Annotated in this window: 27 protein-coding genes; 8 read left to right on the top strand and 19 right to left on the bottom strand. The window is 39.7% G+C overall.

From position 1 onward, the window contains the following. Window positions 1–387 precede the first annotated feature (387 nt). From glpK to MKY45_RS03975, 5 genes are all read right to left on the bottom strand, one after another. A complete protein-coding gene (gene glpK, locus MKY45_RS03995) occupies window positions 388–1,890 on the bottom strand; it encodes a glycerol kinase GlpK (protein ID WP_042531888.1) in 1,503 nt (500 codons plus the stop codon). 103 nt (window positions 1,891–1,993) lie between these two features. After that, window positions 1,994–2,803 carry an MIP/aquaporin family protein gene (locus MKY45_RS03990; protein WP_212928654.1) on the bottom strand — a complete coding sequence of 270 codons (810 nt, stop codon included), beginning with the start codon at window positions 2,801–2,803 and terminating at the stop codon, window positions 1,994–1,996. Between the two features lie 536 nt (window positions 2,804–3,339). After that, window positions 3,340–4,530, bottom strand: a complete 1,191-nt coding sequence (locus tag MKY45_RS03985) for an AI-2E family transporter (RefSeq protein WP_341172553.1) — start codon at window positions 4,528–4,530, stop codon at window positions 3,340–3,342. Between the two features lie 212 nt (window positions 4,531–4,742). After that, a complete protein-coding gene (gene abc-f / locus MKY45_RS03980; RefSeq protein ID WP_341173468.1) occupies window positions 4,743–6,647 on the bottom strand; it encodes a ribosomal protection-like ABC-F family protein in 1,905 nt (634 codons plus the stop codon). A 107-nt stretch (window positions 6,648–6,754) separates the two neighbouring features. After that, complete coding sequence (locus MKY45_RS03975) at window positions 6,755–6,877, bottom strand: RAxF-45 family protein (protein ID WP_281422721.1); 123 nt, start codon at window positions 6,875–6,877, stop codon at window positions 6,755–6,757. A gap of 249 nt (window positions 6,878–7,126) precedes the next feature. Here MKY45_RS03975 and MKY45_RS03970 point away from each other — a divergent pair, with 249 nt between their 5' ends. From MKY45_RS03970 to MKY45_RS03945, 6 genes are all read left to right on the top strand, one after another. After that, window positions 7,127–7,912 carry a helix-turn-helix transcriptional regulator gene (locus MKY45_RS03970; RefSeq protein ID WP_042531883.1) on the top strand — a complete coding sequence of 262 codons (786 nt, stop codon included), beginning with the start codon at window positions 7,127–7,129 and terminating at the stop codon, window positions 7,910–7,912. Window positions 7,913–7,996: 84 nt separating this feature from the next. Further along, the gene (locus tag MKY45_RS03965) at window positions 7,997–8,344 is read left to right on the top strand and encodes a nuclear transport factor 2 family protein (RefSeq protein WP_341172552.1); all 348 of its coding nucleotides are present in this window, start codon (window positions 7,997–7,999) and stop codon (window positions 8,342–8,344) included. 12 nt (window positions 8,345–8,356) lie between these two features. Beyond that, the gene (locus tag MKY45_RS03960) at window positions 8,357–8,788 is read left to right on the top strand and encodes a VOC family protein (protein WP_042531879.1); all 432 of its coding nucleotides are present in this window, start codon (window positions 8,357–8,359) and stop codon (window positions 8,786–8,788) included. A gap of 202 nt (window positions 8,789–8,990) precedes the next feature. Then, window positions 8,991–9,383, top strand: a complete 393-nt coding sequence (locus MKY45_RS03955) for a DUF3592 domain-containing protein (protein ID WP_042531877.1) — start codon at window positions 8,991–8,993, stop codon at window positions 9,381–9,383. A 116-nt stretch (window positions 9,384–9,499) separates the two neighbouring features. Beyond that, window positions 9,500–10,342 (top strand): aldo/keto reductase, encoded by an 843-nt coding sequence (locus MKY45_RS03950; protein WP_256705690.1) that lies wholly within the window; start codon window positions 9,500–9,502, stop codon window positions 10,340–10,342. Window positions 10,343–10,492: 150 nt separating this feature from the next. Further along, a complete protein-coding gene (locus tag MKY45_RS03945; RefSeq protein ID WP_341172551.1) occupies window positions 10,493–11,014 on the top strand; it encodes a VOC family protein in 522 nt (173 codons plus the stop codon). Window positions 11,015–11,219: 205 nt separating this feature from the next. Here MKY45_RS03945 and MKY45_RS03940 read toward each other — a convergent pair whose 3' ends face one another. The 8 genes from MKY45_RS03940 to MKY45_RS03905 form a co-directional block, all read right to left on the bottom strand. Beyond that, window positions 11,220–12,161 carry an AEC family transporter gene (locus MKY45_RS03940; RefSeq protein WP_256705688.1) on the bottom strand — a complete coding sequence of 314 codons (942 nt, stop codon included), beginning with the start codon at window positions 12,159–12,161 and terminating at the stop codon, window positions 11,220–11,222. Window positions 12,162–12,230: 69 nt separating this feature from the next. Next, entirely contained in the window at window positions 12,231–13,742 is a 1,512-nt protein-coding gene (xylB, locus tag MKY45_RS03935; protein ID WP_341173467.1) for a xylulokinase, read from the bottom strand. Between the two features lie 92 nt (window positions 13,743–13,834). Next, window positions 13,835–14,662 (bottom strand): ammonia-dependent NAD(+) synthetase, encoded by an 828-nt coding sequence (nadE, locus tag MKY45_RS03930; protein ID WP_042531870.1) that lies wholly within the window; start codon window positions 14,660–14,662, stop codon window positions 13,835–13,837. 135 nt (window positions 14,663–14,797) lie between these two features. Beyond that, entirely contained in the window at window positions 14,798–16,249 is a 1,452-nt protein-coding gene (locus MKY45_RS03925) for a nicotinate phosphoribosyltransferase (RefSeq protein ID WP_042531868.1), read from the bottom strand. A gap of 146 nt (window positions 16,250–16,395) precedes the next feature. Continuing rightward, complete coding sequence (locus MKY45_RS03920) at window positions 16,396–17,178, bottom strand: NUDIX domain-containing protein (RefSeq protein WP_042531866.1); 783 nt, start codon at window positions 17,176–17,178, stop codon at window positions 16,396–16,398. Window positions 17,179–17,353: 175 nt separating this feature from the next. Beyond that, a complete protein-coding gene (locus tag MKY45_RS03915; RefSeq protein ID WP_341172550.1) occupies window positions 17,354–18,001 on the bottom strand; it encodes a hypothetical protein in 648 nt (215 codons plus the stop codon). Window positions 18,002–18,259: 258 nt separating this feature from the next. Next, window positions 18,260–19,021 carry a MerR family transcriptional regulator gene (locus MKY45_RS03910; RefSeq protein WP_341172549.1) on the bottom strand — a complete coding sequence of 254 codons (762 nt, stop codon included), beginning with the start codon at window positions 19,019–19,021 and terminating at the stop codon, window positions 18,260–18,262. 120 nt (window positions 19,022–19,141) lie between these two features. After that, window positions 19,142–19,480, bottom strand: coding sequence for a hypothetical protein (locus tag MKY45_RS03905; protein ID WP_341172548.1), 339 nt, complete (start codon window positions 19,478–19,480; stop codon window positions 19,142–19,144). A gap of 254 nt (window positions 19,481–19,734) precedes the next feature. Between MKY45_RS03905 and MKY45_RS03900 the strand changes: the two genes are divergently transcribed. Further along, on the top strand, window positions 19,735–21,051 hold the full coding sequence (locus MKY45_RS03900; RefSeq protein WP_341172547.1) for a lysine N(6)-hydroxylase/L-ornithine N(5)-oxygenase family protein: 1,317 nt from the start codon (window positions 19,735–19,737) through the stop codon (window positions 21,049–21,051). 45 nt (window positions 21,052–21,096) lie between these two features. Here the strand turns inward: MKY45_RS03900 and MKY45_RS03895 are convergent, their stop codons facing one another. Further along, window positions 21,097–21,552 (bottom strand): GNAT family N-acetyltransferase, encoded by a 456-nt coding sequence (locus MKY45_RS03895; protein ID WP_212928660.1) that lies wholly within the window; start codon window positions 21,550–21,552, stop codon window positions 21,097–21,099. A gap of 116 nt (window positions 21,553–21,668) precedes the next feature. Here MKY45_RS03895 and MKY45_RS03890 point away from each other — a divergent pair, with 116 nt between their 5' ends. Then, a complete protein-coding gene (locus MKY45_RS03890) occupies window positions 21,669–22,607 on the top strand; it encodes an AEC family transporter (protein ID WP_341172546.1) in 939 nt (312 codons plus the stop codon). Between the two features lie 79 nt (window positions 22,608–22,686). On the opposite strand, the gene MKY45_RS03885 is transcribed toward MKY45_RS03890, so the two are convergent. The 5 genes from MKY45_RS03885 to MKY45_RS03865 all read right to left on the bottom strand — a co-directional run bounded on the left by MKY45_RS03885 (window position 22,687) and on the right by MKY45_RS03865 (window position 26,551). Beyond that, complete coding sequence (locus MKY45_RS03885) at window positions 22,687–23,052, bottom strand: hypothetical protein (RefSeq protein WP_052484971.1); 366 nt, start codon at window positions 23,050–23,052, stop codon at window positions 22,687–22,689. Between the two features lie 177 nt (window positions 23,053–23,229). Further along, entirely contained in the window at window positions 23,230–24,120 is an 891-nt protein-coding gene (locus MKY45_RS03880) for a cupin domain-containing protein (protein WP_341172545.1), read from the bottom strand. A gap of 133 nt (window positions 24,121–24,253) precedes the next feature. Then, window positions 24,254–25,006, bottom strand: coding sequence for a class I SAM-dependent methyltransferase (locus tag MKY45_RS03875; protein ID WP_193065192.1), 753 nt, complete (start codon window positions 25,004–25,006; stop codon window positions 24,254–24,256). Window positions 25,007–25,231: 225 nt separating this feature from the next. Continuing rightward, a complete protein-coding gene (locus tag MKY45_RS03870) occupies window positions 25,232–25,750 on the bottom strand; it encodes a GNAT family N-acetyltransferase (protein ID WP_256705681.1) in 519 nt (172 codons plus the stop codon). A gap of 123 nt (window positions 25,751–25,873) precedes the next feature. Further along, on the bottom strand, window positions 25,874–26,551 hold the full coding sequence (locus MKY45_RS03865; protein ID WP_341172544.1) for a flagellar brake protein: 678 nt from the start codon (window positions 26,549–26,551) through the stop codon (window positions 25,874–25,876). Window positions 26,552–26,738: the final 187 nt, after the last annotated feature.

Genomic DNA, 26,738 nt, shown 5'->3' with positions numbered 1-26,738 from the left:
AAAGACCAGGAATTCTCCTGGCCCTCACATTTCTTTTTTTCAAGCTGTAAAAAAATGAAACACCATTACAAGCAAAACGATTCCTGAAACCTCGTGGTCTCAAATTAATGATTATATCTCGTGTTAAATACTTAAGTTTTCGGGGATTTTTACAGGAGAGTTAGTCATTCCGGCGTTTGTTACGAATTATACAATAGTGGGAATACGGTGATTCCATCCTTCTGATTTAGACGATGAAATAAAGGTTTCATGTTCTTATTGATTGAACTTTTGTGGGGAAGTTAATGTGATTACGGTTATATCCGTATAATCTCGCAAGGCCGCAGCTCAGCAGTATATTCTGCTGAGCTGATTAGCACTTACGCTTACTTTTGCCTGCATCAGCAACTATTCTTCCAGCTTAAACACTCTTGTCGCCTCGACAGCTTTTTGCCATCCTTTATATAATTTTTCACTTTCATTATTATCCATTTTATCCTCGAATGTTTTCTCTACTTTCCATTGCTTCGCGATTTCCTCTTGGCTTTCCCAGAAGCCGACAGCTAACCCAGCCAGATAAGCGGAGCCAAGCGCGGTTGTCTCCTGAATTTCAGGGCGTTCTACAGTGACGTCCAAAATATCGCTTTGGAACTGCATTAAGAAATCATTTTTCACGGCTCCTCCGTCTACGCGCAGGGTTTTTAATTCAATATCTGAATCTGTCGCCATCGCTTCCATCACATCTCTGGTCTGATAAGCCAGTGACTCTAATGTCGCGCGGATAAAGTGCTCTTTTTTTGTTCCTCTTGTCAAGCCAAATACGGATCCGCGAGCTTCACTATCCCAATATGGCGTTCCTAAACCAACAAAAGCAGGTACGACATAAACACCATCTGTTGTTTTGACCCGTGTTGCAAAATCTTCACTTTCCGGACTTGATTCAATCATTCTTAAACCGTCCCGCAGCCATTGAATAGCAGAGCCAGCTACAAAAATACTTCCTTCTAACGCATAGGTTACTTTTCCATCAACGCCCCAGGCAATGGTTGTTAATAATCCATTTTTTGATTCAACTGGTTTTTCTCCTGTATTCATTAGCAAGAAGCCGCCGGTCCCATACGTATTTTTTGCCATTCCCTGTTCAAAACAAGCCTGTCCAAATAAAGCAGCCTGCTGATCACCGGCAATGCCGGCAATCGGAACTTCCTCACCAAAGAAATGATAGGATACGGTTTTTGTATATTCCTCAGAAGATGGACGTACTTCTGGAAGCATCGATTTCGGTACATCTAAAATGTCTAGCAGTTCTTCGTCCCATTCTAAATCATGGATATTAAACATCAGTGTTCTGGCAGCATTAGAATAGTCTGTCACATGAGTTTGTCCGCCTGAAAACTTATAAATAAGCCACGAATCAACTGTTCCAAATAACAAGTCTCCTGCCTCCGCTTTTTCTCTTGCACCTTCTACATTATCCAGAATCCATTTAACCTTGGTTCCTGAAAAATACGGATCAATCAGGAGTCCTGTCTTCTCCCGGAATGTGTCCTCATAGCCTTGTTCTCTTAACTCCTTACATATAGGCTCTGTCTGACGGGATTGCCAGACAATCGCTTTATAAATTGGACGTTTCGTGTTTTTGTCCCACACGATTGCGGTCTCACGCTGATTGGTAATTCCAATCCCCTCTATTTGATTCGCTTCAACACCTGTTTTATTTAAGACTTCTGCGATACAGCCTAATACAGATGTCCAAATCTCATTGGCATCATGCTCTACCCAGCCTGGTTTTTCAAAGTACTGTTCAAATTCTTTTTGTGCGGTATCGATAATTGCCCCTTTATTATCAAATAAGATCGCACGCGAACTCGTTGTTCCTTGATCAATTGAAAGAATATATTTCTCTGCCATCCCTGTTTCCTCCGTTTATTCATTTAAAATTCACCTGTTCCAAAAGTTCAGGCGTAGTGATTCCATTTATTGCATACCCTAAAATGCTATCTTCTATTCTTATTTATGAGACAGCATGCTTATCTCGATGCTGTTCAGTTACAAAAGCTGTTGCCAGAATAATGGCTACTACAGCAGACATGATCCAAAAGCTTGCACCCATATTTCCATCAAAAAAAGCATGATAGAAAATGGCACCGTATACACCGCCGATAATCGGACCAATCACAGGTATCGGTGAATAACTCCAATCCGATCCGCCTTTGCCTGTAATCGGTAAAATAGCATGTGCAATTCTTGGACCCAAATCTCTGGCCGGGTTGATTGCATAACCGGTCGGTCCTCCCAGAGACATCCCAATCGCAACAATTAGTAAACCAACAACTGCCGGATTTAATCCTTCTGTGAATTCGTTTGCACCAATAAATAATAAGCCCATAACCAAAACAAATGTCCCGATTATCTCACTTACTAAATTGGATGGATAGCTTCTCACAGCTGGACCTGTCGCAAATACTCCCAGCTTCGCCCCTTTATCTTCCGTTTCTCTCCAATGTGGAAGATACTGAAAGTAAACAATCATTGCGCCGATAATAGCTCCGAGTATTTGACCAGATATATATGCCGGCACCTTTGCCCAAGGAAATTCGCCAATTGCAGCAAATCCTAATGTTACCGCAGGATTTAAATGGGCATCGGAAATATTCCCTGCCGCATAGACTCCCATCGTCACACCTAAACCCCAGCCTATTGTAACCAATACCCAGCCGGCGCCTGCAGCTTTCGATTTTTTTAATTCTGTGCCAGCGACAACTCCTGCCCCTAAAATGATTAGAATCATTGTCCCAAGCAACTCAGCTGCAAATTCAGACATGTTTATATCCCCCTTGTTAAATAGAATGTTCTATTGATTTTCAACAAGTATGAAGTAAAAATGACAAATAAAAAAGTCCACACAGATACAACCGTCCCTTCTCTCACGAAAAAAACGATTTACTGTGTGAACTTTATCTCCGACACAATTCTTAACTTGTCATCCAATACCTTATAACAAAATTAAAACGCTGTCAATAATTTCAATTTTTATATTTGGCAGGCATCATCATTATGTTAATTAAACGCTATCGTCATTTGTCCCAAGTAAATCGCTTTTGATTGGTCTTTTCCGTCTTCCTATCATACATTTCTGTATAATATCTTATTTCATAAGGATTCCCTATAATTTAATAACCATTCACATTTTATGAAACCTTTAAGCAACAGACTTGTATTCCTTTTCATTTTACCCTAATTCAATAAATTAAAAACGCTCCTGCTTTCCTTGAAGAAAGGCAAGAACGTTTTTTACTTTTATTTCTATATTCATCAATACCTGTAGATTTCTTAATTGACGCAAATTACTGCCTTCAGCTACTCTTTTTCATCCCGATTGGCTGACTCCAAATCAGCTTCATATAAATGACTGCGGATTTTAAAGAACTCAAAGGCATGCGTCACAAATACTTTAAGAAGTGCGTAGCCGGGGACAGCTAACAGAATACCAACGACACCAAATAAATTCCCAGCCGTCAGAATAATAAAGATAATCGTAATCGGATGCACACGGAGATTTCTTCCCATAATCTGCGGGGAAATAAATTTCCCTTCAATAAGCTGTACAATGGTCCATACAATAATCAGCTTGATTACCATAAATGGAGAAGTCACAACTGCAACAATCAATGCTGGAGTAATCGCAATTGCTGGTCCGAGGTAAGGAACAACATTTGTAAAAGCAGCAATTAACGCCAACACCGGCGCGTATTCCAATCCAATGATGGTAAATCCGATATACATCAGTACACCTATACAGAAAGCAACAATAATTTGTCCGCGAATAAAACTGCTGATTTGATGATTCATTTCTTTCAAAATCACGTAGGTCGGTTTTCTCATGGAGACTGGTAAAAATTTAAGAAAATAGTGTGGCAGCTTTTCCCCGTCCTTCAATAGATAAAATAAGATGAATGGCAGCGTGACAATTGCTAAAACAATCTCTGTGACGGCACCGATTACACTGCCAATATTGGAAAAGGCGCTGTTCACTAAATCAAGTGAACGGTCAGATAACTGTGTAGCAAATCCTTGCAGATCAATATATTCTACTAATTGAAATTGATTAATGAAATTCCCGCCAATAAAATTATTTACCATTTTTTCAATATCTGAAATAAACGGCGGCAGGCTTGTTATGAAACTTGTAATCTGCTCTCTTAAAAAAGGAAAGACAGAAATGATTAAAATCGTTAAAATTCCAGTAATAACCAGATACAGCATAAAGATAGAATAAATCCGCTTCACATTTTTCTTTTCTAAATAATTAACGATTGGATTTAATAAATAATATAAAATTGCTGATAAAATAATCGGCAGCAATACGGTTTTTAAAAGTACAACAAATGGTGTGAATACAAAGGAAATATGCGTGAAAATAAGTATGTTTAAGCCAATCAACAATAAAATGACTAAAAACACAACGAAGCGGTTATTTAAGAAAAAACGTTTAAATAAATCTATTTTATCGTTAACGGATTTCAATGCAGCACCTTCTCTTTTCCCCATATTTCTAAGTTACTCCTATTATATCGCAAAAACTGACAGGAATCTCTACCCAGCTCACCATTTTTTGCATATTTAGATACGTTAAAATTTTAGTAAACGTTTTTCATGGAGGCGAATAAAACGCAAAAGTTTTTTTATGGGCGAGTAATCCCAGTCCCATCCTCATCTTATCAAAGGCATTCACCGAATTGGTTGATGAATGCCATCATGCCTTAATCCCCATTCTCTAAAACTACCAGCTTTTCATAGGCGTGTTGTCTTTCACTATCTTTATTTTCCTTCTGCTCTTGTAACCTTTGCAGTTCTTCTGCATCAGCTATTCCTGCCATACGCAGCTCTATCGCATAAATTTCCGCTTCTAACGCTTCAATATGCTGTTCCAGCTTCTCTATCATTATTGACGGGTCTTCTATGGTTCTATACGATTTTTTCATTTTTTTATCTGTTTTTTTGTCAGAGGAAAAGAGCGTTTCTTGCTTTTCCGATAATTGTTCTTTCCGCTTTTTCTTTGCCCAAGAATAATTCCCCAGATACGTTGATATTTGTTTGTTTTCTATCCAATACAGATAATCAAATTGTTTATCTAAAAAGTAGCGGTCATGGCTGACAGCAATCAGACTTCCTCCAAACCCTTCCAACGTCTCCTCTAATACTTCTCTGGAATCAATATCTAAATGGTTCGTCGGTTCATCCAGTATAAGCGTATTGATGTCCTGATGCATCAGCTGTGCTAAGCGCAGACGCATTTTTTCACCTCCGCTCAATTGTGTAACTTTACGAAAAACATGCTCTCCGTAAAAAAGAAACTTTGCCAGAATATGTCTTGCCTTTCCCTCCGTAACGGAAATTGCTTCACGAAAGGTTTCAAGCACCGTCTGATTCGGGTCAATATCATGAAATACATGCTGTGACAAGTAACCAAATTTCACATTGCTGCCCATCATGACTTCTCCACTATCTGGAGATATATTGCCGAGCATCAGCTGAATCAGCGTTGATTTTCCTGCTCCATTTTCCCCAATAATGGCAACACGATCCTGATAACGAATATGCATAGATACATGATTAAAAAGCAGTTTTTCTCCAAATTGCTTCCGCACATCGGTCATCACAACTACATCTTTACCGCTTCGATCCGAGGTGTCTAATTCCATTTGCATCTTTTTTCGGTTTAGCCCCGGCTTATCTATTTTTTCCATTCGCTCCAGCGCGCGTTCCATATTTTTTGCCCGCTTATGCAGTCCTTCATTGGGCGGATTGGCCCGGTTCGCCCACTCCTTCAAACGCTTAATAGCTTCCTTCATTTTCTTGATTTTCTTCTGTTGTTCTTCATAGGCCTGAAACTCCCGGAGCAGGCGCTCTTCCTTTTCCTTCACATAACCGGAGAAATTCGTATGATACACAGCCAGCTCTCCATCCTCTAAATCTAAAATCCGCTCCACGACTTCATCGAGAAAATAGCGGTCATGGGAGATGACAACCACAGTTCCCTTATAGTTATTTAAAAATTCACCAAGCCATTCCACTGCCTGCAGGTCTAAATGGTTTGTCGGTTCATCCAGTAATAGTAAATCTGGATTCTGAAGAAGAATCTTCGCTAAGCCAACCTTTGTTTTTTCTCCGCCGCTGATTTGGTCAAAAGGCATTTGTAATAAATCATGAATGTGCAAGCCCGTCGTAATCCGATCAATATTTGCTTCTAATTCATATCCGCCAAGCACAGTGAATCGTTCCTGCGCTTCACCATATGCCTTAATAGCTGCAGTCATATCCTGTTCTGATTCCGGGCTCTGCATCGCCTGCTCCAGATGCTTCATTTGTTTTTCCAAAGCTACTATTTCCTCATTAGACTGTTTTAGCACTTCAAATACACTGATGCCTTCCCCCGGATGAGGTATCTGTTCTAAATAACCGATGGTCATCGCTTTTTTCCAATGGATATTTCCTTCGTCCTGCTTTGTAATTCCTGCCATTAACCGTAACAGTGTCGTCTTGCCGCCTCCATTCCTGCCGACAATTCCGATTCGCTCCTTTTCTTTTACTTCCAATGTTAAATCTTCAAATATGATATTTCCGCCGTACATTTTCTTAACCTGATTCATTTGACAAATCATTATTTATTCCCCTTTACCTTCTCTGCCGAAGATAAAGACAGCAAAAAGCACACAAAGAGCGTACCTCTCTGTGTGCTTTCAGACGTCACTTTATTTCACATAACCGTACTTTATCCGATGCAGAGATGCTTTTTTGCTTTCGTATTTGCTATTAAATTGCTAAAAAAGGACAGACGTATCCCGCAGGCAGCAAATAGCGCAAATTTCGCACGGCAGTAATATAAGAATTCCATCCAGTCTCCGCACGATTTCTCAAGCCCTAAAAACATCTCTACACCTCCATTTCTCTCATAAATTATATTCATTATATAGAATTTTTGTGCTCCATGCAAACTTTTCCCAGTGTATTGTTTCACAGTTCAGGATCCATTGTGAAATTTATTAAATTTAGATTAACCATTTAAAATAATTTAAAATTCTAATATTAGTATAGATATTCTCTTATTTTCAGCTATACTCAGAATAGAAGGAGGCTTTTAAAAATGCTGACACCAAATAAGACCATTCAGGATTCCATTGTATTTATTCAGCAGAATTTAGATCAGGACCTCTCACTCAACGTTCTTGCTGATGAAGCAGCTTACAGTCCATTTCATTTTTCCCGTATGTTTAAACGGCAGATCGGCGTATCACCGATGTACTTTATTTCCAGTTTACGCTTGCAGCTTGCCAAGACATTATTATTAGACACCGCTTTTCCTATCCGGGATATCGGTCTTGAAATCGGCCAGCAAAGCCTCGGTACCTTTACAACACGCTTTACCAAAAGTATTGGAATGACACCTGCCTCCTTTCGTGCTTCTCTTCAGCACCCGGAAGCATATATGACTGATTTAAAGCAAAATAAATGGCAGCCTCCATCCATGCATACTGCTTCTACCCGCCAATTATCTGGATCGATTCAGACAGATGAACCATTCAACGGTATTATTCTGGCGGGGCTATTTCCAAAGCCGATTCCAGAAGGACTGCCAGTCCGCGGCACCTTATTAATACATTCTCATTCTTTTCATTTAACGAATATTCCTGTTGGCACCTATTTTCTGATGGCAACGGCTATTTCATGGGAAATGGATTCCAAAAAGATTCTTATCCCGCAAGAAACATTACGTGCACGCCATCCCTATCCCATCAGTATTGATGGAAAACGTTCACTGCCCGAAACCCGCCTGATTATGAGAAAACCGGAAATTACAGACCCGCCCATCCTTATTTCGTTACCATTACTCATGAAACATTTCCTGCAGCAGTCACCGATTTCACATTAAATTATTTTAAATGGAGCAATCGAGAAGAAATCAGTGTAAACAACTGCTGCTATACTAAAAAAAAGAGAAAAGGAGTGAAGAAAATTGACCGTTACTAGGCAATTAATGGAAAAGTTTAACACTGCTTTCGCCAACGGAGAAGTTGATTTTATTTTTGAAGCAGCCGCAGACGATATTATCATGAATGAAGTTGGTCAAGGTATTAGTGAAGGAAAAGCAGCTTTTATTGAAAAAATGGAGCCGATGCGCGGTTATAAGGCAGATGTCTATAAGGTTTACCGAACACTCATTGAAGGAAATACAGCTGTTGTGGAGGGTGAAATGCAGTTTACAGATGAAGATGGGTCTGTCACTTATTATTTTAATGACTGGTATACGTTTGAGTATGAAAAATTAAAAAACCTTACTGCCTATATGATTAAACAGACCTAGGAGGAGAATACGATGCCTGCAGGAGTATACGCTTATATAACAATGGATGGTACCGGAAAAGAAGCAATCGATTTTTATAAAGAAGCACTGGATGCTGAAGTATTAGGGGTACAAACATTTGGCGACCTGCCTGAGAATCCGGAATTTGCTCTTCCGGTTGAAGCAAAGAACCGTATCCTGCATGCCCAGATACAAATAGGAAATACGTATTTTATGCTGTCTGATACTTTTCCAGGGCAGCCCCTTGAGACGGGTTCACAGGTCCACGTTTGTGTTACATTAGAAGACGCCGGCAAATCTAAAGATACATTTGAGAAATTGCAGCAAGGAGGCAAGGTGCTTATGCCGCTTCAAGAGACACATTGGAGCCCTGCTTATGGACAGGTGCAAGATAAATTCGGGATTACCTGGCAAATATCAACGAATCTGCAGGAATGCATGTAAGTTAGATTCTAAAGCAGATGAAATGTATCTCCACCTTCTCTTACCTTTATCAGGTAGGAGTTTTTTCTTTAAGGAGAAATTTTAAAAACAACGGATAAAAAGTGGTTACCGGATAAAATTTTATATTGTTCAAAACAGGTGAAAAATGCAATAATACCAGATAAATACTATTTATAATAAACGAAAAAAGGATGGGAAATCGTTGGCTTTTATTGGTTTATTGCTTTGCATTGCAGCTTTGTTTGTTATTTTCTTAAAATTAAAGAGTGTTTTAACTGGTGAATTAGTAGAAGGAAAAATTGTAGGATATAACCGCGGTGCGAAAGGCCGCTATAGCATCGTCGCCTACAATTATAGAGTTTTACTGGAATATAATGACGAACTGTATTATGTTACCTCTATTGATACTTTTACTGCAACAGACGGTGTAATACCCAGAAAGTATTTGGGAATGTATTGCTGGGCTTATTTTAACCCGAAGGCACCAGATAAAAGAGTGGCTTTAAAAGGTTTTCATCGTTTAGAATGGATGGCCTTCTCTCTATTTTTGCTGGGAGCTTTGATTATTATCATCGATTTGGCCAGGATGCTTTAAACCAAACGCCGCCGAATACATAGATGGAAACGATTGAACGGTAAAGACAAATTGTTTGAATTTTCCGGAGCAGACAGGTAGGATTTTAAGTATAAGCGAAGGGAGAGTATATACAGATGACATATCAAATTCCAGAAATCACATTACATGACGGTGTTCAAATTCCTGCTGTCGGCTTTGGTACGTACAAGCTGAAAGGACAGCAAGGCGCACAAGCAATCAATACGGCAATCACAAATGGCTACCGCTTGATCGATACAGCGTACAACTATGAAAATGAAGCTACCGTTGGAGAAGCCGTACGTCGTAGCTCCGTACCACGTGAAGAATTAGTTATCACATCAAAGCTTCCCGGACGTTATCATCATTATGATGATGCCATTGTTACGATTCAAGAATCCTTATTCCGCGCTAATCTGGATTATTATGATTTATACTTGATTCACTGGCCAAATCCCATTCAGGATAACTATGTGGAAGCCTGGCAAGCGTTAATTGATGCACAGAAATTTGGTTATATCCGTTCCATCGGTGTGTGCAACTTCTTACCAGAACATTTAGAGCGGCTTGAAAAAGAAACAGGGATTTTGCCGACTGTGAACCAAATTGAATTACATCCGCGATTCAATCAGGCAGAGCAGTTGAAATGGGATACGGACCATCAGATTGTAACAGAATCCTGGAGCCCTTTATCCAGAGCAAGCGACCTCCTGCAGGATGAAACCTTACAAAAAATTGCTGAAAAGCATCACAAAACAATCTCACAAATTATTCTCCGCTGGCACTATCAGCTGGGAGCGGTGGCAATCCCTAAATCAGCGTCACCAGTCCGCCAGAAGGAAAATATTTCTATATTTGACTTTGAATTAAGTAATGAAGAGATGACGATAATCAACAGTTTTACCAAGACAGATGGGCGTTTGAAGGATCAAGACCCGGCTGTTTATGAAGAGTTTTAAAAGATTAAAAAATAGAAGACAAGTTTCACCTGTAAATAAAGAAATCACTTATACGAAAGGAGGCTGTTGTGCAATGAGGTAATCGATTGTACGGCAGCTCTTTTTATTTCTTACTTCCATTTATTCATTTCATAAAGGAGTGGCTAACTCATGGCAAATTTGACACGCGGTATTGACCATATAGGAATTACAGTACCAGATATTGAAGAAGCAACAACATTTTTCAAAAAAGCTTTCCATGCAAAAATTGCTTACGATAATAAGAAATTAGGCGACGAACCGCAGCAGGGAGAAGCTGTTGAAAAAACGTTAGGTCTGAAAAATGGGGCGAAGGTGATCCATATACGGATTCTTTCTTTTGACAATGGTTCCAACATAGAGCTTTTTCATTTTAAAGATACCGAACAAAGAGAACCTGTTATTGCCTCTGATTTTGGAGTCCAGCACGTTGCATTCTATGTTGATGATATCCAGCAGTCAGCTGACGCTTTTGTGGAAGCAGGCGGCGAATTATTAACAGAACCTGGCGAGCTATTAGGGGATGTAGAAAACGAATCTGGAGAATTTGTTTATGGCCGTGCACCATGGGGCATGCTGATTGAGTTAATAAGCTATAATCCGAATCAATTAAATTATCCTGAAGATAGTGAAGCAAAAAGATTTACACCGTGAAAATCTTTTTACATGTCCAGTCTTTTGTAGCAGCTTAACTGGACCATGCCCGGTATAAAACAACATAAAAAGTTCCAGTCATCAAAAAGAAGGATTGGAACTTTTTTATGTTAGGTGATAAAATCTCTGGGCTGTATTATTCATCAAATTCATAGCCATAAACACAAACTTTAATAGTAAACCATAACTTTTCTATTCACCACCACTAAATCAACAGCAAAAACACCAAATAAACAATCGGAATACTGACAACCGAAAGAAGTGTAGAGAAAAAGACAACTACCGCCGAAAATTCCATATCTCCCCCATATACTTGTGCGTACATACTTATTGTTGCCGGACTCGGCGTCGCGGAAAGCAAACATGCTATCATAAATAATTCAAATGGAAGCTTAAATAACAGCAATGGCAAAAAAAAGACAATGGGATAAATAAACAATCGAATCATTACAGCAATATAAACAAAAATATCCTTCATATAGGCAAGGACTTTGGCATACGTTACGGTGGAAATCATCATGCCAATCATAATCATGGATAAAGGTACTGTCATTTGCCCAATAGTAGCTATAGGATCCATGATAAAAGCCGGAAACTGAACAGGGAAAATAAATAAGATAAAACCAGCTATCGTTGCTAAAAAGCCGGGATTTTTTAAGATAAACATCGTTTTGGAAACAGGAAGTCCTTCTGGATTCATAATATAAATCGCATACGTCCACATCAGGACATAATAAATCAAATTAAATACCGAAGCGAACAGGACTCCCTCCTGCCCAAATAGCTGCAGGATAATCACCATGCCGATAAACCCTTGATTCCCAAATAAAATTACATTTTCGAATACAGCGCTTCGGTTCACCGGCAGCGTTAGTTTTTTCGTGATAAACCTGCTTACAAAAAGGGTCCCTCCCATGATATAGATGGAAAGGACGAACATAATAAGGGCGCCATAAGCTTGTTCATATTGGAAGGGCATATGCATAGAACTAATTATTAGACAAGGTAAAGCAATATATAATAATAAGGTCGTGAATGAACGCTGACCCTGTTCAGAAATCAGTCCCTTACGTCTGATTATCCACCCGATGGCGACAATAATATAAAGCGAACCAATTTCATACGCTAGTGTAAATAAAGTATCCATGCCCCTCCGCCTTCCTCTTTAACGTATCGTTACAGATTATTCATCTAGAGAGGAAGGTGTGATAGGTGACTATGCTTTACCGCTATTCCGGTATTGCATTAAATCCTTATTTACTTGTCTCGTAGAACCATAAACAGACTTATACAGTTTAAACAATTCCTTATACTTCTCTACATTTTCCGGAATAGGCTCCACCCTTTTTGCATCCTCCAGAAAAACAGAAGCACATTCCTGCAGTGTTTCAAACCACCCTGCTCCATAAGCTGCCAGCATTGCCGCTCCCATTCCCGGTCCTTGCTCACTGCTTGGCTTTATTACTGCAGCATCGAATACATCTGCCTGAATTTGCAGCCATAGCTCACTTTTGGCTCCGCCGCCAATGGCGATAACCTTATCAATCACTTTTCCATGCTCCCGGAAAATTTCTACCGATTCATTTAAAGAAAATGTAATTCCTTCAATTACTGCTCTGGTAAAATGCTTGCGCTCATGTGAGCTGTCCATGCCAATAAAGCTGCCGCGTATGGAGGCGTCCACATGAGGTGTACGTTCTCCAGCAAGATAAGGTGTGAATAAAAGTCCGTTTGCTCCTGCCGGTACATCCTTTGCTTCCTTTATAAGGTCGTCAAACGTCCGTTCTTTTGCAAAGGTGTTCTTAAACCAGGATAAACTGTGACCTGCAGAAAGTGTCACCCCCATCGTATAATAAGCATCTGGAGCAGCATGGTTCATGTAATGCACTTTTCCTTCAAACGATTTATCTCCATTCGCTTCATAGGAGACAACAACACCGGAAGTACCGATACTGACCATCGTTTTTCCTTCTTCCAATATACCGGAACCAATCGCTCCACAAGCATTATCAGCTCCTCCTGCAAACACTTTCATTTCTTCTGACAAACCGGTTTTTTCTGCTATTTCTCTCTTGAAGCTCCCAACCATTTCATGAGAAGGAACCAGCGGCGGACACAAATCAGGATGAATATCTAAGGCTTCACAGATTTCCTTGCTCCATGAGCGCTTCTTTATATCTAATAAAAGGGTGCCTGCAGCATCTGAATAATCCATATGTAATTGACCAGTCAGGCGAAAACGCAAATAATCCTTCGGCAATAAAAACAGCTTTGCTTTTGCGTAATTTTCAGGCTCATGCTTTCTAACCCATAAAATTTTAGTTAATGTAAAACCTTCTAAAGCCATATTTTTTGGTATTTCTAAAAGCGTATCCTCTCCAACACACGTTGTAATTTCCCGGCATTCTGCAGTAGTGCGCGTATCGTTCCATAAAATAGCCGGGCGGATTACCTCGTGACTATCATCCACTAAAACAAGACCATGCATTTGCCCGGAAAAGCTGATTCCTTCAATATCAGATAAATTCCCAGAAAATCGATCTGTCAGCTCCGTCAGGCCGGCTATTGCCTGCTCTACCCAGTCTTCCGGATTTTGTTCACTATACCCTGCTTTTTCCTGCATCAATGGATATTCCTTCGATACCTCTTGAACTACTTTTCCCTTCTGATTGACCAAAAGCAACTTTACCGCACTGGTCCCTAAATCCACACCGATAACATACTTCACTGCTTCATCACCCTTCCTCTCTCTTATAACAAAAGCCACTTCTTTATTAAAAAAGAAAAAAGGACGAATCATTCATCCGCCCTCTGCAATTCTTATTTCCACCAATCATTATAAATAGAAGCAATCGGCTCCCGCTTATGCATGGTTTTGATATAGTGCCCTTCAATAACTTCTCTTGCTTCTTGAGATATTTCTTTTCCTTCTAAATAATCATCGACTTCTTCATACGTGACGCCTAACGCTTCTTCATCAGCTAAGGCCGGACGGTCATCCTCTAAATCTGCAGTCGGTTTTTTCAAATAGAGATGCTCCGGACAGCCTAACGCTTTCAGCAGTTGTTTTCCCTGACGCTTATTTAACCCTTCCAAGGGTGCCAGATCACAAGCTCCGTCTCCATGCTTGGTGAAGAACCCGGTAATTGCTTCTGCGGCGTGATCGGTTCCTAATACAAAGCAGTTATGCACCCCTGCGATGCTATATTGCGCCTTCATGCGTTCTCTTGCTTTTTCATTCCCTTTTAGAAAATCGCTGATAACGACTCCTCCAGCACGCAATGCTTTTTCACTTGCATCTACTGCTTCCTTAATATTAACTGTCAGCACTTTCGAAGGCTGAATAAATTCAATCGCATCTGCTACATCATCTGCATCGCCTTGCTTTCCATATGGAAGCTCCACACCAATAAATTGATACGTTTCTCCTTCCTCTTCCTGATTCAATTCATCTATTGCCAATTGAGCCAGTTTCGAAAGCAAGGTAGAATCCTGTCCCCCCGATATTCCAAGGACAAAGCCATTGGCAAAACTAAATTTCTGCAAATATTCCTTCATAAAATCAATACGGAGGCGAATTTCTTCCTTCGGGTCGATTTCTGGCTTTACATGTAATGCGTTGATAACGGATTGCTGTAATTCACTCATTCCTAAACACTCCTTTATTCGAAAACGTCGAATTCACTTATTCTTAGCAAACCAGCAGCTTTCACTTGGCATACAAACATTTCACTGCGGTAAAAAAACAGAAAGTTTATCCGTATCCCGATAAAATCAATGATTCTAATCTTGTTTTAGCTGTTTCTTCACATTTTCAATATGCTCCATCTTACTATTCCATAGTTTGATACTTAAATCGACTGGATATTCAGCCGGATAGTTTGTCCGCTTATATTCATCCCAGAAAAGCTGAAGCTGGCTCTTTGCGTAATTCTGTACTTGGAGAAGACTTGGGCATTCATAGACAAGGTCACCGTCGACAGCAATATCAAGATGCAGGTTTACTGCGTCAAAATTAGAAACCATTTTTTTATAATACGTATGAATCGGGTGGAAAAGCATAATTTCCTCTTCCTGATTCGGATCTTCATCCTCTAATGTCAGGTAGTCCCCTTCTGTATGGTGGTTTCCCTTATTAATAATCCGATACACTTTTTTCTTGCCTGGTGTGGTCATCTTTTCCGGGTTTCCGGACAATTTAATGGTATCTACCATTTCTCCATGCTCATCCTCAATCGATACAAGTTTATAAACCGCTCCCAGCGCAGGTTGGTCATATGCCGTAATCAATTTTGTGCCGATTCCCCATACATCGATTTTCGCATGCTGAGCTTGCAGACTGGCGATGGTATATTCATCTAAGTCATTGGAGACGTAAATTTTCGCATCCTTGAAGCCAGCCTCATCCATCATTCTTCTGGCTTCCTTCGACAAATAAGCTAGGTCGCCGCTGTCAATCCGGATCCCTTTAAAATCAATAGTATCCTCTAATTCTTGAGCAACTTTAATCGCATTCGGCACGCCCGAATTGAGTGTATCGTATGTATCTACTAAAAAGACACATTCACGATGACGCTCTGCATATTTTTTAAAGGCGGTATATTCATCTCGATAAGCCTGAACCATCGAATGGGCATGTGTTCCGGATACAGGGATTCCAAATAGCTTGCCTGCCCGGACATTACTGGTTGCATTGAATCCGCCAATATACGCCGCTCGCGTTCCCCACACGGCTGCATCCATCTCCTGAGCTCTGCGTGTTCCAAATTCCATCACCGGGTTATCTCTGACCAGCTGCCTGATGCGCGAAGCTTTCGTCGCAATCAGTGTTTGGTAGTTCACAATGTTTAATAAAGCAGTCTCTAATAATTGTGCTTCTGCTAACGGCGCCTCCACACGGATAATCGGCTCATTCGCAAAAACAACCTCTCCTTCATGCATGGATTTCAACGATCCGGTAAAACGAAGCTGACGCAAATAATCGAGAAAATCTTCTTTATAGCCGAGTTCCTGTAAATAGGTTAAATCCGATTCACTGAAGCGGAAATTATGTAAATACTCGATAATTCTTTCTAAACCGGCATATACGCCATAGCCGTTTCCAAAAGGGAGCTTGCGAAAGTATAAATCAAACACAGCATTACGCTGATGTACATCATCATACCAATACGTTTCAGCCATGTTTATTTGATAAAGATCTGTATGCAGCATTAAGCTGTCATCTATATAATTCATTTCCGATTTCCTCCTGTGGTTTATCACGGATGACTGTCCGTAAATCTCCCTCCTCCAAGTAGAAGGGGAAAAATCAATTCTGTTTATGCGAGAGAAAAGCAATGCTCTCACGGAATGAAGTTTCGTTTTATACGTCTTCTATTTTATTACCAAATAGTTGAGAAAACAACATAATCGTTAAATTGATATAACTGGGACGGCCTGAATGAATTCCGTTCCGTTTTCTTTAAGTTTCCATGCTGATCGACAACTTTTTCTAAAAAAGGTAATTTGGGAGCTTTTCCAAAAAATACAGATGTGTTTGTGATTCTGGAATGATTGGATACCGTCATCAGTACACGCTGTAATTCAGATAAAGTAAATTCATTAGGCAGAAAGTTTTTAGCAATGGTGGAATGAAGCATATCCCATTCAATTAAGGATACAGCATCTGCAATTATTTGTTCGTGATCGAACGCTAATGCAAGCTCACCTATCTCATCCAATGAGAACAACCCAACTTCCGCTGCATCATCCGCCGCTTCTCGTTTTTCAAGCTGAAATTCCGGTACAATGGCATAATGCGCATTGGATATAATCCAGCCGCGCGGGTCTCTTCCCCATGCATCGTACGTGCCGAAATGCTTTAAGAATACATTTTCTACGCCTGTTTCTTCCTTTAATTCTCTCGTTGCTGCCTGTAAAGCAGTTTCCCTTTTTTCCGCATCCACAAACCCTCCGGGCAACGCCCATTTGTCGGCTTCAATATTAGGTTTTCCCTCTGCATTCATTTTAGCCCGTTTGATTAATAAAAGCTTTAATCTTTTTTGAGGCGGCTCTTTTTTGCGTTGTTCCCTGGGTTCAGCATTCTCTGAAACAATGGTAAATACGGCAATATCACTCGTATAACCGTCTGGTGTAATATACTTTGATTTCTCCTCCACCATCATTTTTCACCTCCAATGGATATCATTATCAGTAATTTGTAATTTTATAATTACTAAATATTATAGCTAAAAGAATACCGATGTCAACTGTTGAAGCTCCAGACTTATTTTCCATAACAAAAGCTGAAAAGAATGGCCCCTTCATAAGATCCTGCTTCATTCTCTCCAGCTTTTTTAATTATGCTTTCGTTTTTTTCGGGAAAAAGGTATACGACCAGGAATAAATAAAATCAACGATAAAGATAAGCCCCCAAAGCTTGGACATGCTAAACGCTGTTTCACTGGCATACGGGGACTGCCGATAATCATCCACTTCCACCCAGGTCAAATCCGTTAAATAATCCACAATTCCTGCTGTCCCACCCAGTCCATAAATCCACAACCCTGCTTGTACAATGATAAAAATAACCAGATGAATCATTGCACTCATACGATTTTTACGGGCAATATATTTTGTATCCTGCTGGCGCTCCATTACCTGCATATCTTTTTCCGTTAATAAGGAAACACCGCGCCACTTACCAATCGTTTGCCGCATCCAGCGGTCAAGACGTTTAAAATCTGCGATACCAAAAGTACAGGCATAGAGCACAAAAAGCATAACGATAATCTGGAAAGTGCTGATTTCTCTGGTGATTTGGTAAATGTAGAGAGCCAGCCCTGCTTCAAAAATAAACAAAGCTAAAAATAAACTGATGAAGATGGCGCTTAACTTTTTCTGATTCAGCAAGTATCTCGTTACTCCAAATAATAAGAGCATAACAACAGAAAGAATCTCCGCTGCGATAAATAATTCCCACTGGTAGGTTAAAAGTGCTTCTTGCATGGCTTATCTCCTTTTTGTAAATACCTTTTATCACGAGGAATCGTCCGTAAAATTCCCGCCTCAAAATACAGAGTAGAAATCAATTTATTCTGACGGGAGATGAACAGCCTCTGAATCACTCATCTACTTTCTGTGAGAAAAAACCAAAAATTCTCACAGAATAACGTTTCGTTTTATAGTATTTACGCAAGAGCACCAGAAAAGATTCATGTATATAAAAAAATCGGGAAAACGCTTCCCCGATTTTTTTCAGCAGAATCAATCCGCTGCATATTTAATTACTGCATCATGCAAGAGAGAAACAACCTCTTTTTTCGCACGATTATTATAATATTTCGCAAATCGTTCATCTGCCATATACATTTGTACCAAGCCTTTATGAGCCTCGACGGAATAATTCGGCCAAGAATACAGCAGCCATTCTTTATGAAGTTCATACACTTCCTTTGCTTCTGGTGTATCTAAATCCTTCGTCTCTGCCAGCTGCTCCAGCTTCCTAAATAATTCATCTTCTATCCGCTGCATTTCCTGAAAATCTTTCTCACTGAGGTTCATAAATTTTTTATTCGATTTTTCTATTGTTTCCTCTCCATATTTTTCTCTGATTTCTTCGCCATATAACCGTTCATTCTCTTCCAGGCGTTCTTTCTTAAATCCTTCAAATTTTTCTTCCGCTGTCATCGTAATCTCTCCCTTTGTATGTTGAATTGTTTTTTTCACGGTAGCTAACAATCGGTTTATCTTTTCTTTTTCATCCTCTAATTTTTGCTGATGCTCTTCCAAGGCAGTGAGCGTATGAAATGCAGGATTATCTAATACAGATTGAATCTGCTCCAGCTTCATCCCTAAGGAACGATAAAGAAGAATCTGCTGCAACCGATTTAATTCCTTGTCTTCATAGAGACGATATCCTGCATCCGAATGCTCCGCCGGCTTTAATAAATCAATTTGATCATAATACCGGAGTGTGCGTGTGCTGATACCAGACATGTCAGCTACTTGTTTGATGGTGTATTTCATCTCGTTTGCCCTCCTTTCATTTTTTAGTATAGAGATTTACGCAGCGTCAAGGTCAATACCTTTTTTACTTATTTAAAAACCCATCTCGATTAATTTGAGATGGGTTTATCTTACCTTATTTTAGATGATTTCATTAAAAATTTGTCCGCCATTTAAGTCAATAATCTTTAAACGGCTTGTTTCTTTGATAAAAATTGTTTTGTATTTTTTCTGATTAGCGTCATCACCAATAAATAGAATACGCTTATGCGGGTTATCCTCCACTACTTGGACAGATTCATTTCCAGATGGAATTTGATCCTGGATAATATCCATTTCTTCCTGCGTATTTGCAACTGTTTGCTCTTCCATAGTCACTGCTTCCTTATCTGCTGTGACTTCTTCCGCTTCTCCGGTATTAGCGTAGATTCCACTAAACAGTAATGCTCCTGCTGCCGTTGATAGTAAAATTGTCTTCATTGGTAAAAACCTCCTTAATTTCTTAACAATTACCAGTTTACTTGATGACTGCTTATAATGTCCTTAGAGAAAAATGAGAATTTGATGAGAAGCCTCAGCGTTTATTTTCATGGGGATAGGGGAAAAAAGATAGTAAGCTGCTTTTCTTTAACAAGCTTTTTATGTAACAGTCCTCTCAACAAAGCATAATTATTTCTTACGTACCAAAGCGATATAAATCATTCAAATTAAAAAATACAATCGGAGGAACGACAATGAACAAAGTATACGATGCAGTCGGTATTGGAATTGGTCCATTTAACTTAAGTCTTGCTGCTTTAACAAATGATCTTCAGGATGCAGACATCTTATTTTTGGAACAGGAAGCTTCTTTTGACTGGCATCCTGGAATGTTGATTGAGGGGATGGACCTGCAGACACCTTTTATTGCAGATCTGGTAACTTTAGCAGACCCGACCAATCGTTTTTCTTATTTAAATTATCTCCATGAGCATAATCGGATATATCAATTTTACTTTTTTAACCGTTTCACCATCCCAAGAGAAGAGTACAATACTTATTGTAAATGGGTCTCTTTCAGACTAGATAACTGTCAGTTCGGACAGCGTGTAACGGATGTATCAGCTATGACGGATGAATCTTGTTATAAGGTTACAGCCCGATCTACAGAAGATGAAAGTGAACGAAGCTATTATGCAAAACATATTATTTTAGGGACGGGCAGCATCCCGAATATTCCAGAAGCGCTGCAGGGCTTTCCAGAAGAGGATATCACACATACCAGCCGTTACATGTATCTTAAAAACACCTTAAAGCAGGGGAATTCCATTACGGTCGTCGGTTCTGGTCAAAGCGCTTCAGAGGTGTTCTATGATTTGTTACAAGACCAAAAAGAAGGGGCTTATGATTTAACCTGGTTTACCCGTTCCAGCGGAATTTTTCAAAAAGAGGATACAGGACTCGGAAAGGAGGTATTCTCTCCAGAGTATGTTGATTACTTTTATAACCTGCCGTTAAGAGACAGGATGGAGTCGCTTGAAAATTTAAGCACTATCCGAAACGGCGTCGATCCTAAACTCTTAGAAAAAATTTATGAGCTGCTTTATAACCGTTCCATCGAATCGCCTTTACAGCAAATCACGATTCAAACAAACACAGCAGTAAACACGATGGAGCCCGGCGACAATTCTCAAAACAGAGCCTATAGCCTACAATGTGAACAATGGCAAAAAGGAGAAAAATTTACTTACCCGGCGGATAAAGTAATTCTGGCAACTGGATATAAGCCGCATCTTCCTGATTGGCTCGAGAACTTCTATGAATACATAGAGTGGGAGGATGAAAAAAGATTTCGTGTAACTGCGGATTATCGGCTTGTTTTTAAAGACTCCCGTAAAAATCAAATATATACGTTGACCAATATTGAACATTCTCATGGTTCCAGTGCAACAAACTTAGGTTTATCGGTATTGCGAAATCAAAAAATCATTAATTCGATTGCCGGCAAAGAAATCTATCCTATACCGCAGCAAGCAGTCTTTCAGCAATTCGAAATGAAAAAATTATACTAATATCAAAAGATGCCAAACGCGTTGGAACAGCGTTTGGCATCTTTTTCACTGCTCCAAGTCCATTTCCAGACGTACCATATCGATGACCTGTATCCCATTTTCAAAAATCGGCTCTTCATAATGCCGCAAAAAGAAATTACGGTCAATGGAAACCATCCGGAATCCGCATTTTTGATATAGTGCCAGCTGCGCAACTCCTGAGTTCCCTGTTCCAATTTCTATCGTACGGTACCCTTGCTGTTTCGCTGTCTGAATCGCATGCAAGACCAGTTTCTTTCCCAAACCTTGTCCATGACAAGCTTCCTCCACAGCAACATTGACTAGCTCCGCGGTATCTGGTCTGGTCGGCAGAAGAACGTATACACCAACCACCTTTTCCTCTTTCTCCAGCACATAGCAAGCTCCTCTGGTAGTATAATCACGGATCAGCCTTTCTGATGGATCCGCAAGCAATAATAAGTTCATAGGCAATGCTTCCCCGCTATGCAATAGACGAATCATATTTTCACTTCCTCTTTTGATAAAATAAGCTTGTTTCTTTCTTGTGATTCTTCTAGTATTAAGAATTATACACTGAATTTAAGTATACCAACTTTTCAGATTCAAAGGAGATTAAAATGGATGTCACCACTGTCATATTGACCGTCATAATGATGGGGCTTATTTTATTTATTGGAGCCTTGGTAGCTCTTAAAAACACGATTACATATGAAGCAAAACAGCTGTTCATGAGCGTAATTATCAATGTCGCCGTTCCATTTATTATTTTAAACGGCGTCTTCAATACCGATTTAACAGACGATGTATTGCATCAGGTTATTCTGATGTTTATTTGCAGTGTCAGTTTTAACGTTTTGGCTGTCGGTATTTGCTTTTTGTTTGGAAAAATTATCGGCTTTTCCATGACAAAATCAAAGCAGCTTGCTTTACTTGCGGCTATTGGAAATTCCGGTTTTATCGGCATTCCGTTATGTGCTGCCATCTTCGGTCCAACCGGCGGGCTGCTTGCTGCTATTTTTGATGCAGGACTGGACGTTGTTGTCTTTTCGCTGGGAATCTATCTATTGCAAAACAATAATCATTTTGAATGGAGACACTTAAAGGCGCTCGTGAATATGCCGTTAATAGCTATCAGCTTCGGGCTTATTTTTGCCTTCAACGGCTGGGGATCCCCTGTTTTATTTAAAGATTTAGCCAGCATGCTCTCTGCACTGGCGGCTCCCATGGCGATGCTCTATGTCGGTTTTAGTCTGCCAGACCTTTTCCGCAGCAAGCAGCCGTTATTTTTTCGTGAATTATGGATGCCTTTGGTGTGGAAATTGCTTATTCTTCCAATCATGGTGATGATTATTCTGTCCTTCTTGCCACTGGAGACATTACTCAAAAATATCTTAGTCATCCTTGCTTGCATGCCAACCTTTATGCTTTCTGCGGTTCTCTTTTCCCGCTATACGGATAAAGAGCAGGAAGCTGTCGTTACATCGGTATTTTCTACCATACTCGCTTTAGGAACAATTCCGTTTATCGCCTGGCTGTCCGCCTTTTGGATTGGTTGATACGCAGGCTAATATATACTGCAGCACCTAAAATAAATGAAAGCAGACGAATATGCCTCCATGGACGTCTGCTTTCATTCTATTTTTTCGTCATGATAAACCAATTGGAAGACACGATGAGGATGATGAAAATACAAATCAATCCAACCACATGAAAACCGGGAACCTTCGATATTATGCCCAGTATAATAGCAAAGATTCCAACGATATAAATAGGAACACATTTCGGATTTGCAGTCACTTCTACGTTATCTCCATCACTTACCGTCAGAGGTTTGCTCCGGAGAAAGGATTGATTAACAGCAATTTCCGCTGTATCTCCCTCGAAGATGGCAACAGTAATATCATTGTTTTTTAGTTTGCCCTGAAATTCCCCATTCACTTTTACCTTTACACTGGACAGTCCGCCCAATAAACCGGTACTTCTACTTATGTAAACCTCCATTCATGTACTCCTTCCACTATTTTTGAATATACTGGGAATTCTAACACGGAATACATGTCGTCAACAGGTACAATAGAACTAAGCTCTTTCTCTAGAATGCAAAAAATAGAAAGCCGCTCTTTGAAAAGAACGACCTTCTAAGTTTAAAAAATTAGCAGGCTTACGAAGACACCAGCTCTAACCTTCCGACTGCATCGCCTCTTCTTTTGTAGCTTCCACCGTGCCAAACGGATGATGAGGCGGGGCATAAATCGTATAAAGCTTTATAGCTTCATCCCCTGTATTCGTAATATTATGCCATGTGCCAGCAGGAACCATTATCGCACTGTCTTCTTCCACCTGCTGTCTAATTGTCAGATTATCCTGCCGATTTCCCATCTGTACCGTTCCGCTTCCTTCTTCAATCCGTATAAATTGATCGGTATCCGGATGGACCTCTAAGCCAATATCTCCTCCTGCCGGGATGCTCATTAATGTAACCTGCAGATGTTCTCCTGTCCACAAAGCAGTCCGGTAATTCGTATTGTCTTCCGCTGCGTTTTCAATATCAATCACGAAAGGATTTCCGCCATGATCAGTAACTCTGGAAGCTATTGTATTCCCTTGATTATTTTCTAAATATCCGGCTAAACGGCTTGCAATTTGGTAATCTGTCATCGCGAGCTGATAAAGCAGCTGCCGGGAATACGGTTCATTTACTTGCCCGCTTTTATGATAGTTTTCTTCATAGCCCTGCCTGGCATGATCATACACGTCCTCGATATGATTATTTCTCTCCTGATGATGCTCTGACTGTCTCCTATCTAGCTGTTTCCCGGTAAAATAGTGATAAACCTGCTCCAGACCTGCAGCGATTTGATTTCTGGATTGGACAGCATACACAAGTCCTTGTGCCGATGCGTCATTTCTAAACTGATCTGCTATTTGAAAATACATTGGTAGTGCTGATGCCTCTCGCTGTAAGGTTTCCTCTATGATATTAGCTGTCTGTTCATCATACGGATGTCCTTGGTTTCCATTCGAATCCATTCGATCCATTTGCTGCTGGTAAATAGGGTGATAATACATATGGGTCTGTTCCCTGCCTTTCCTTAATCTCCTATCAGCATATGACCATAAATGAAAAATGGAACCCAAAAAAAGAAGACATTGACAAATATCTTCTTCATCCATATTTCATTACACTATACCCAACTATTCTTTATACGCTCTGCTTTGCTTTCTTCTCCGCAGCAATCATCAAAAACATCGGTCTGCGCCATTCATGCTTCATCGCCGGCTCCCTCTCAAGCATTTCCTTTGAAGGTACTGACTCTTCCACACGTAAAATCTCAAATCCTGTTTGGATTAAATCGTTCATAAAAACAGACATCGGACGATGATATTTTATGACTGTTTCATTTAAAAAAGATGCTTCTCTTTTTCCTTCTATTTGATAATTATCCACTGGCCAATATAATGGATTCTTACTCGTTTGATCATATATCCAGTCCTGTTCTTTTCTTGCCGTAAAAATGGGATGCTCCACAGAAAACACAAAGCTTCCGCCTGGCTTCAATATCGTATGCACTTTTTCACATACACTGGAAAAGGACTTAATATAATGCAGGGCAAGCGAGCTGATAACAGTATCCATCGAGCTTTTAGAAAAATCGATGTCCTCTATAGCTTGATGCAGATATACAATCCCTGAATCATTGGTCAGTTCCTCTGCATGCGCAAGCATCCGTTCAGATATATCTGTTCCTGTCACAGATGCTGCGCCCTTCTCCCGTGCATAACGACTATGCCAGCCAAATCCACAGCCTAAATCTAAGACATTTTTTCCCTGGAAATCCGGCAGCATTTCTTTTAATATATGCCATTCACCGGCTCCTTCCAGCCCTTGTTTCGACCGGTCCATTTCCGCATATGCTTGAAAAAATGATTTATCATCATATTTGTTTTGTTTCAACGTGTCACTTCCTTTCCACCCTGTATATTATAATCGTCTATATAACGAAAAAAAAGCATATCTATTTAAAAACATGCTTTATTCTTGAAAATTATGTACCTGACAGCAACCTTATACAAATCTAAAAATAGATAAGGTGTACCGCCAGATTAAATATATTGAAGTTAATTGATTCTTATGAAATCCAAGAAGAAAGTAATGAGGATGGAAAACAACGGTTACAAATTATAAAATCTTTTCATACCTGCAATGATCATGATTTGTGCCCTTATAATCATAGCCAAAGTTTTTATAAATTTGGTTTAGTTTCTTATTGCTTTCTACACAGTCTAAACGAATCCGGCGCATTCCCTGCGTCTTCGTATATGCTTCCATCCATTCGACAATAGGTCTTCCTAAGCCGCGTCCAATATGATCATAGTCTACGGACAAGCGGTGCATATAAAACGCATCTTCGCTGGATTGTCCCCAAATGTTTTTATCCCAAGGGGTCTGCATTTCATTTAGTGTGAACGTAGCAATAATCTCATCGCCTTCTTTAACAACAAAGGTAGCTCCATCTTCAACAGACTGTCTTACTTCCGGATCTTCCTCATCCTGATCAAGGAATTCCCACTGCTTTAAACGGCTTTTCTTCAGCCATGTTGTTACACCCTTTAGCAGGCGGAGTATAGCTTTCATATCTTCCTTCTGTGCAATATACACATCTAGCTCCTGATTAATAGATCCAACTTTATTCGACATACCTCTACCTCCTTATACCCTTTGCTATACATTCGACATGAAAATTAAAAATTCCTCCTTTTTTATAAAAAAAATTCAAATTAAAGTAATCATTATCTCTTTCCAGATATTCCAATCCGTCATTTATCCCTTGATTTTATTGCGAATCTCAATTTGTTTAGCAATACAGAATTTCACAATATGTGACCTGGTTCCTTCTCGCATATCAATAAATTGCAGCGCATTTTTATACATGCTATTCGATTGTTTTATCACATTCACAACACTGCCTTTGAATACAATTTTCTGCTGGGTATCCTTTGTTTTCAAATACAATGTTCCTTCGACCTTATCGCCTATTTCAACGATTTTAGACTGCGTCAGAAAAGCAGCTCCCCCGCCGCTTATATCGTGGGTAGTAACGGTTATACTTTCCCCTTCGGCTTCCTCTTCGTTCGGATTTGCATCTTCTGCAGGAGGCAGTGTCAAATCCATATCCAGCATGACTTTCACACGGAAAAATTGCCTTCTTTGCACTACTTTAATTGCATCTAAAGAGGGGTTCGTAATGGCGATTTTTCCGTTTTGCTGAAGATGTAATTGGGAAGAGAAGTTACAGAGCCCTTTTTTATCATCATGAAAACAGACTGTAACCATCATGCCGTTTTCAATCAGCATAGGTACATTCTGTTTATTGACAGGTCTTTGAATCAGCAGCTCAGACTCATTGCGAATGAGCTGTGTATAGTATGTTTTTCCCTCTGATGTTACCAGTTCAAGTAATTGGCCATTCCAAAATTCTGTATATGCTTCGTTGCTCATAATAAATCCCCCTTTTCTCCGTTACTTTAAATAGATCATGTTCATCCTTCAATTCATTTCATTCTATGTAGTCATACAAGGAAACATTCAATCCAACCAAAAACCAATTTTTGTATTATTTTTAGAACTAATAAACGAATCCTATTTCTTACCACTATTTTTACCGAACTTTTCTATGTGTTATATC

Origin of the sequence: Oceanobacillus sp. FSL K6-0251 (assembly GCF_038004725.1) — a bacterium.
Classification (GTDB): domain Bacteria; phylum Bacillota; class Bacilli; order Bacillales; family Amphibacillaceae; genus Oceanobacillus; species Oceanobacillus oncorhynchi.
Note: the sequence above shows the minus strand (reverse complement) of the source record. Positions and strands in the feature narration are given on the sequence as shown.

Bases quoted from the DNA above. Each gene is read 5' to 3' on its own strand.
- MKY45_RS03865 (WP_341172544.1), bottom strand. From the start codon at position 26,551: ATGAGCAACGAAGCATATACAGAATTTTGGAATGGCCAATTACTTGAA.
- nadE (WP_042531870.1), bottom strand. From the start codon at position 14,662: ATGAGTGAATTACAGCAATCCGTTATCAACGCATTACATGTAAAGCCA.
- MKY45_RS03945 (WP_341172551.1), top strand. From the start codon at position 10,493: ATGGCAAATTTGACACGCGGTATTGACCATATAGGAATTACAGTACCA.
- MKY45_RS03925 (WP_042531868.1), bottom strand. From the start codon at position 16,249: ATGAATTATATAGATGACAGCTTAATGCTGCATACAGATCTTTATCAA.
- glpK (WP_042531888.1), bottom strand. From the start codon at position 1,890: ATGGCAGAGAAATATATTCTTTCAATTGATCAAGGAACAACGAGTTCG.
- MKY45_RS03880 (WP_341172545.1), bottom strand. From the start codon at position 24,120: ATGTATTATCACCCTATTTACCAGCAGCAAATGGATCGAATGGATTCG.
- MKY45_RS03975 (WP_281422721.1), bottom strand. From the start codon at position 6,877: ATGGAATTCTTATATTACTGCCGTGCGAAATTTGCGCTATTTGCTGCC.
- MKY45_RS03950 (WP_256705690.1), top strand. From the start codon at position 9,500: ATGACATATCAAATTCCAGAAATCACATTACATGACGGTGTTCAAATT.
- MKY45_RS03885 (WP_052484971.1), bottom strand. From the start codon at position 23,052: ATGGAGGTTTACATAAGTAGAAGTACCGGTTTATTGGGCGGACTGTCC.
- MKY45_RS03990 (WP_212928654.1), bottom strand. From the start codon at position 2,803: ATGTCTGAATTTGCAGCTGAGTTGCTTGGGACAATGATTCTAATCATT.
- MKY45_RS03960 (WP_042531879.1), top strand. From the start codon at position 8,357: ATGCCTGCAGGAGTATACGCTTATATAACAATGGATGGTACCGGAAAA.
- MKY45_RS03870 (WP_256705681.1), bottom strand. From the start codon at position 25,750: ATGTCGAATAAAGTTGGATCTATTAATCAGGAGCTAGATGTGTATATT.
- MKY45_RS03895 (WP_212928660.1), bottom strand. From the start codon at position 21,552: ATGATTCGTCTATTGCATAGCGGGGAAGCATTGCCTATGAACTTATTA.
- MKY45_RS03940 (WP_256705688.1), bottom strand. From the start codon at position 12,161: ATGGATACTTTATTTACACTAGCGTATGAAATTGGTTCGCTTTATATT.
- MKY45_RS03920 (WP_042531866.1), bottom strand. From the start codon at position 17,178: ATGATGGTGGAGGAGAAATCAAAGTATATTACACCAGACGGTTATACG.
- MKY45_RS03905 (WP_341172548.1), bottom strand. From the start codon at position 19,480: ATGAAGACAATTTTACTATCAACGGCAGCAGGAGCATTACTGTTTAGT.
- MKY45_RS03985 (WP_341172553.1), bottom strand. From the start codon at position 4,530: ATGGGGAAAAGAGAAGGTGCTGCATTGAAATCCGTTAACGATAAAATA.
- MKY45_RS03900 (WP_341172547.1), top strand. From the start codon at position 19,735: ATGAACAAAGTATACGATGCAGTCGGTATTGGAATTGGTCCATTTAAC.
- MKY45_RS03970 (WP_042531883.1), top strand. From the start codon at position 7,127: ATGCTGACACCAAATAAGACCATTCAGGATTCCATTGTATTTATTCAG.
- MKY45_RS03915 (WP_341172550.1), bottom strand. From the start codon at position 18,001: ATGCAAGAAGCACTTTTAACCTACCAGTGGGAATTATTTATCGCAGCG.
- MKY45_RS03890 (WP_341172546.1), top strand. From the start codon at position 21,669: ATGGATGTCACCACTGTCATATTGACCGTCATAATGATGGGGCTTATT.
- MKY45_RS03910 (WP_341172549.1), bottom strand. From the start codon at position 19,021: ATGAAATACACCATCAAACAAGTAGCTGACATGTCTGGTATCAGCACA.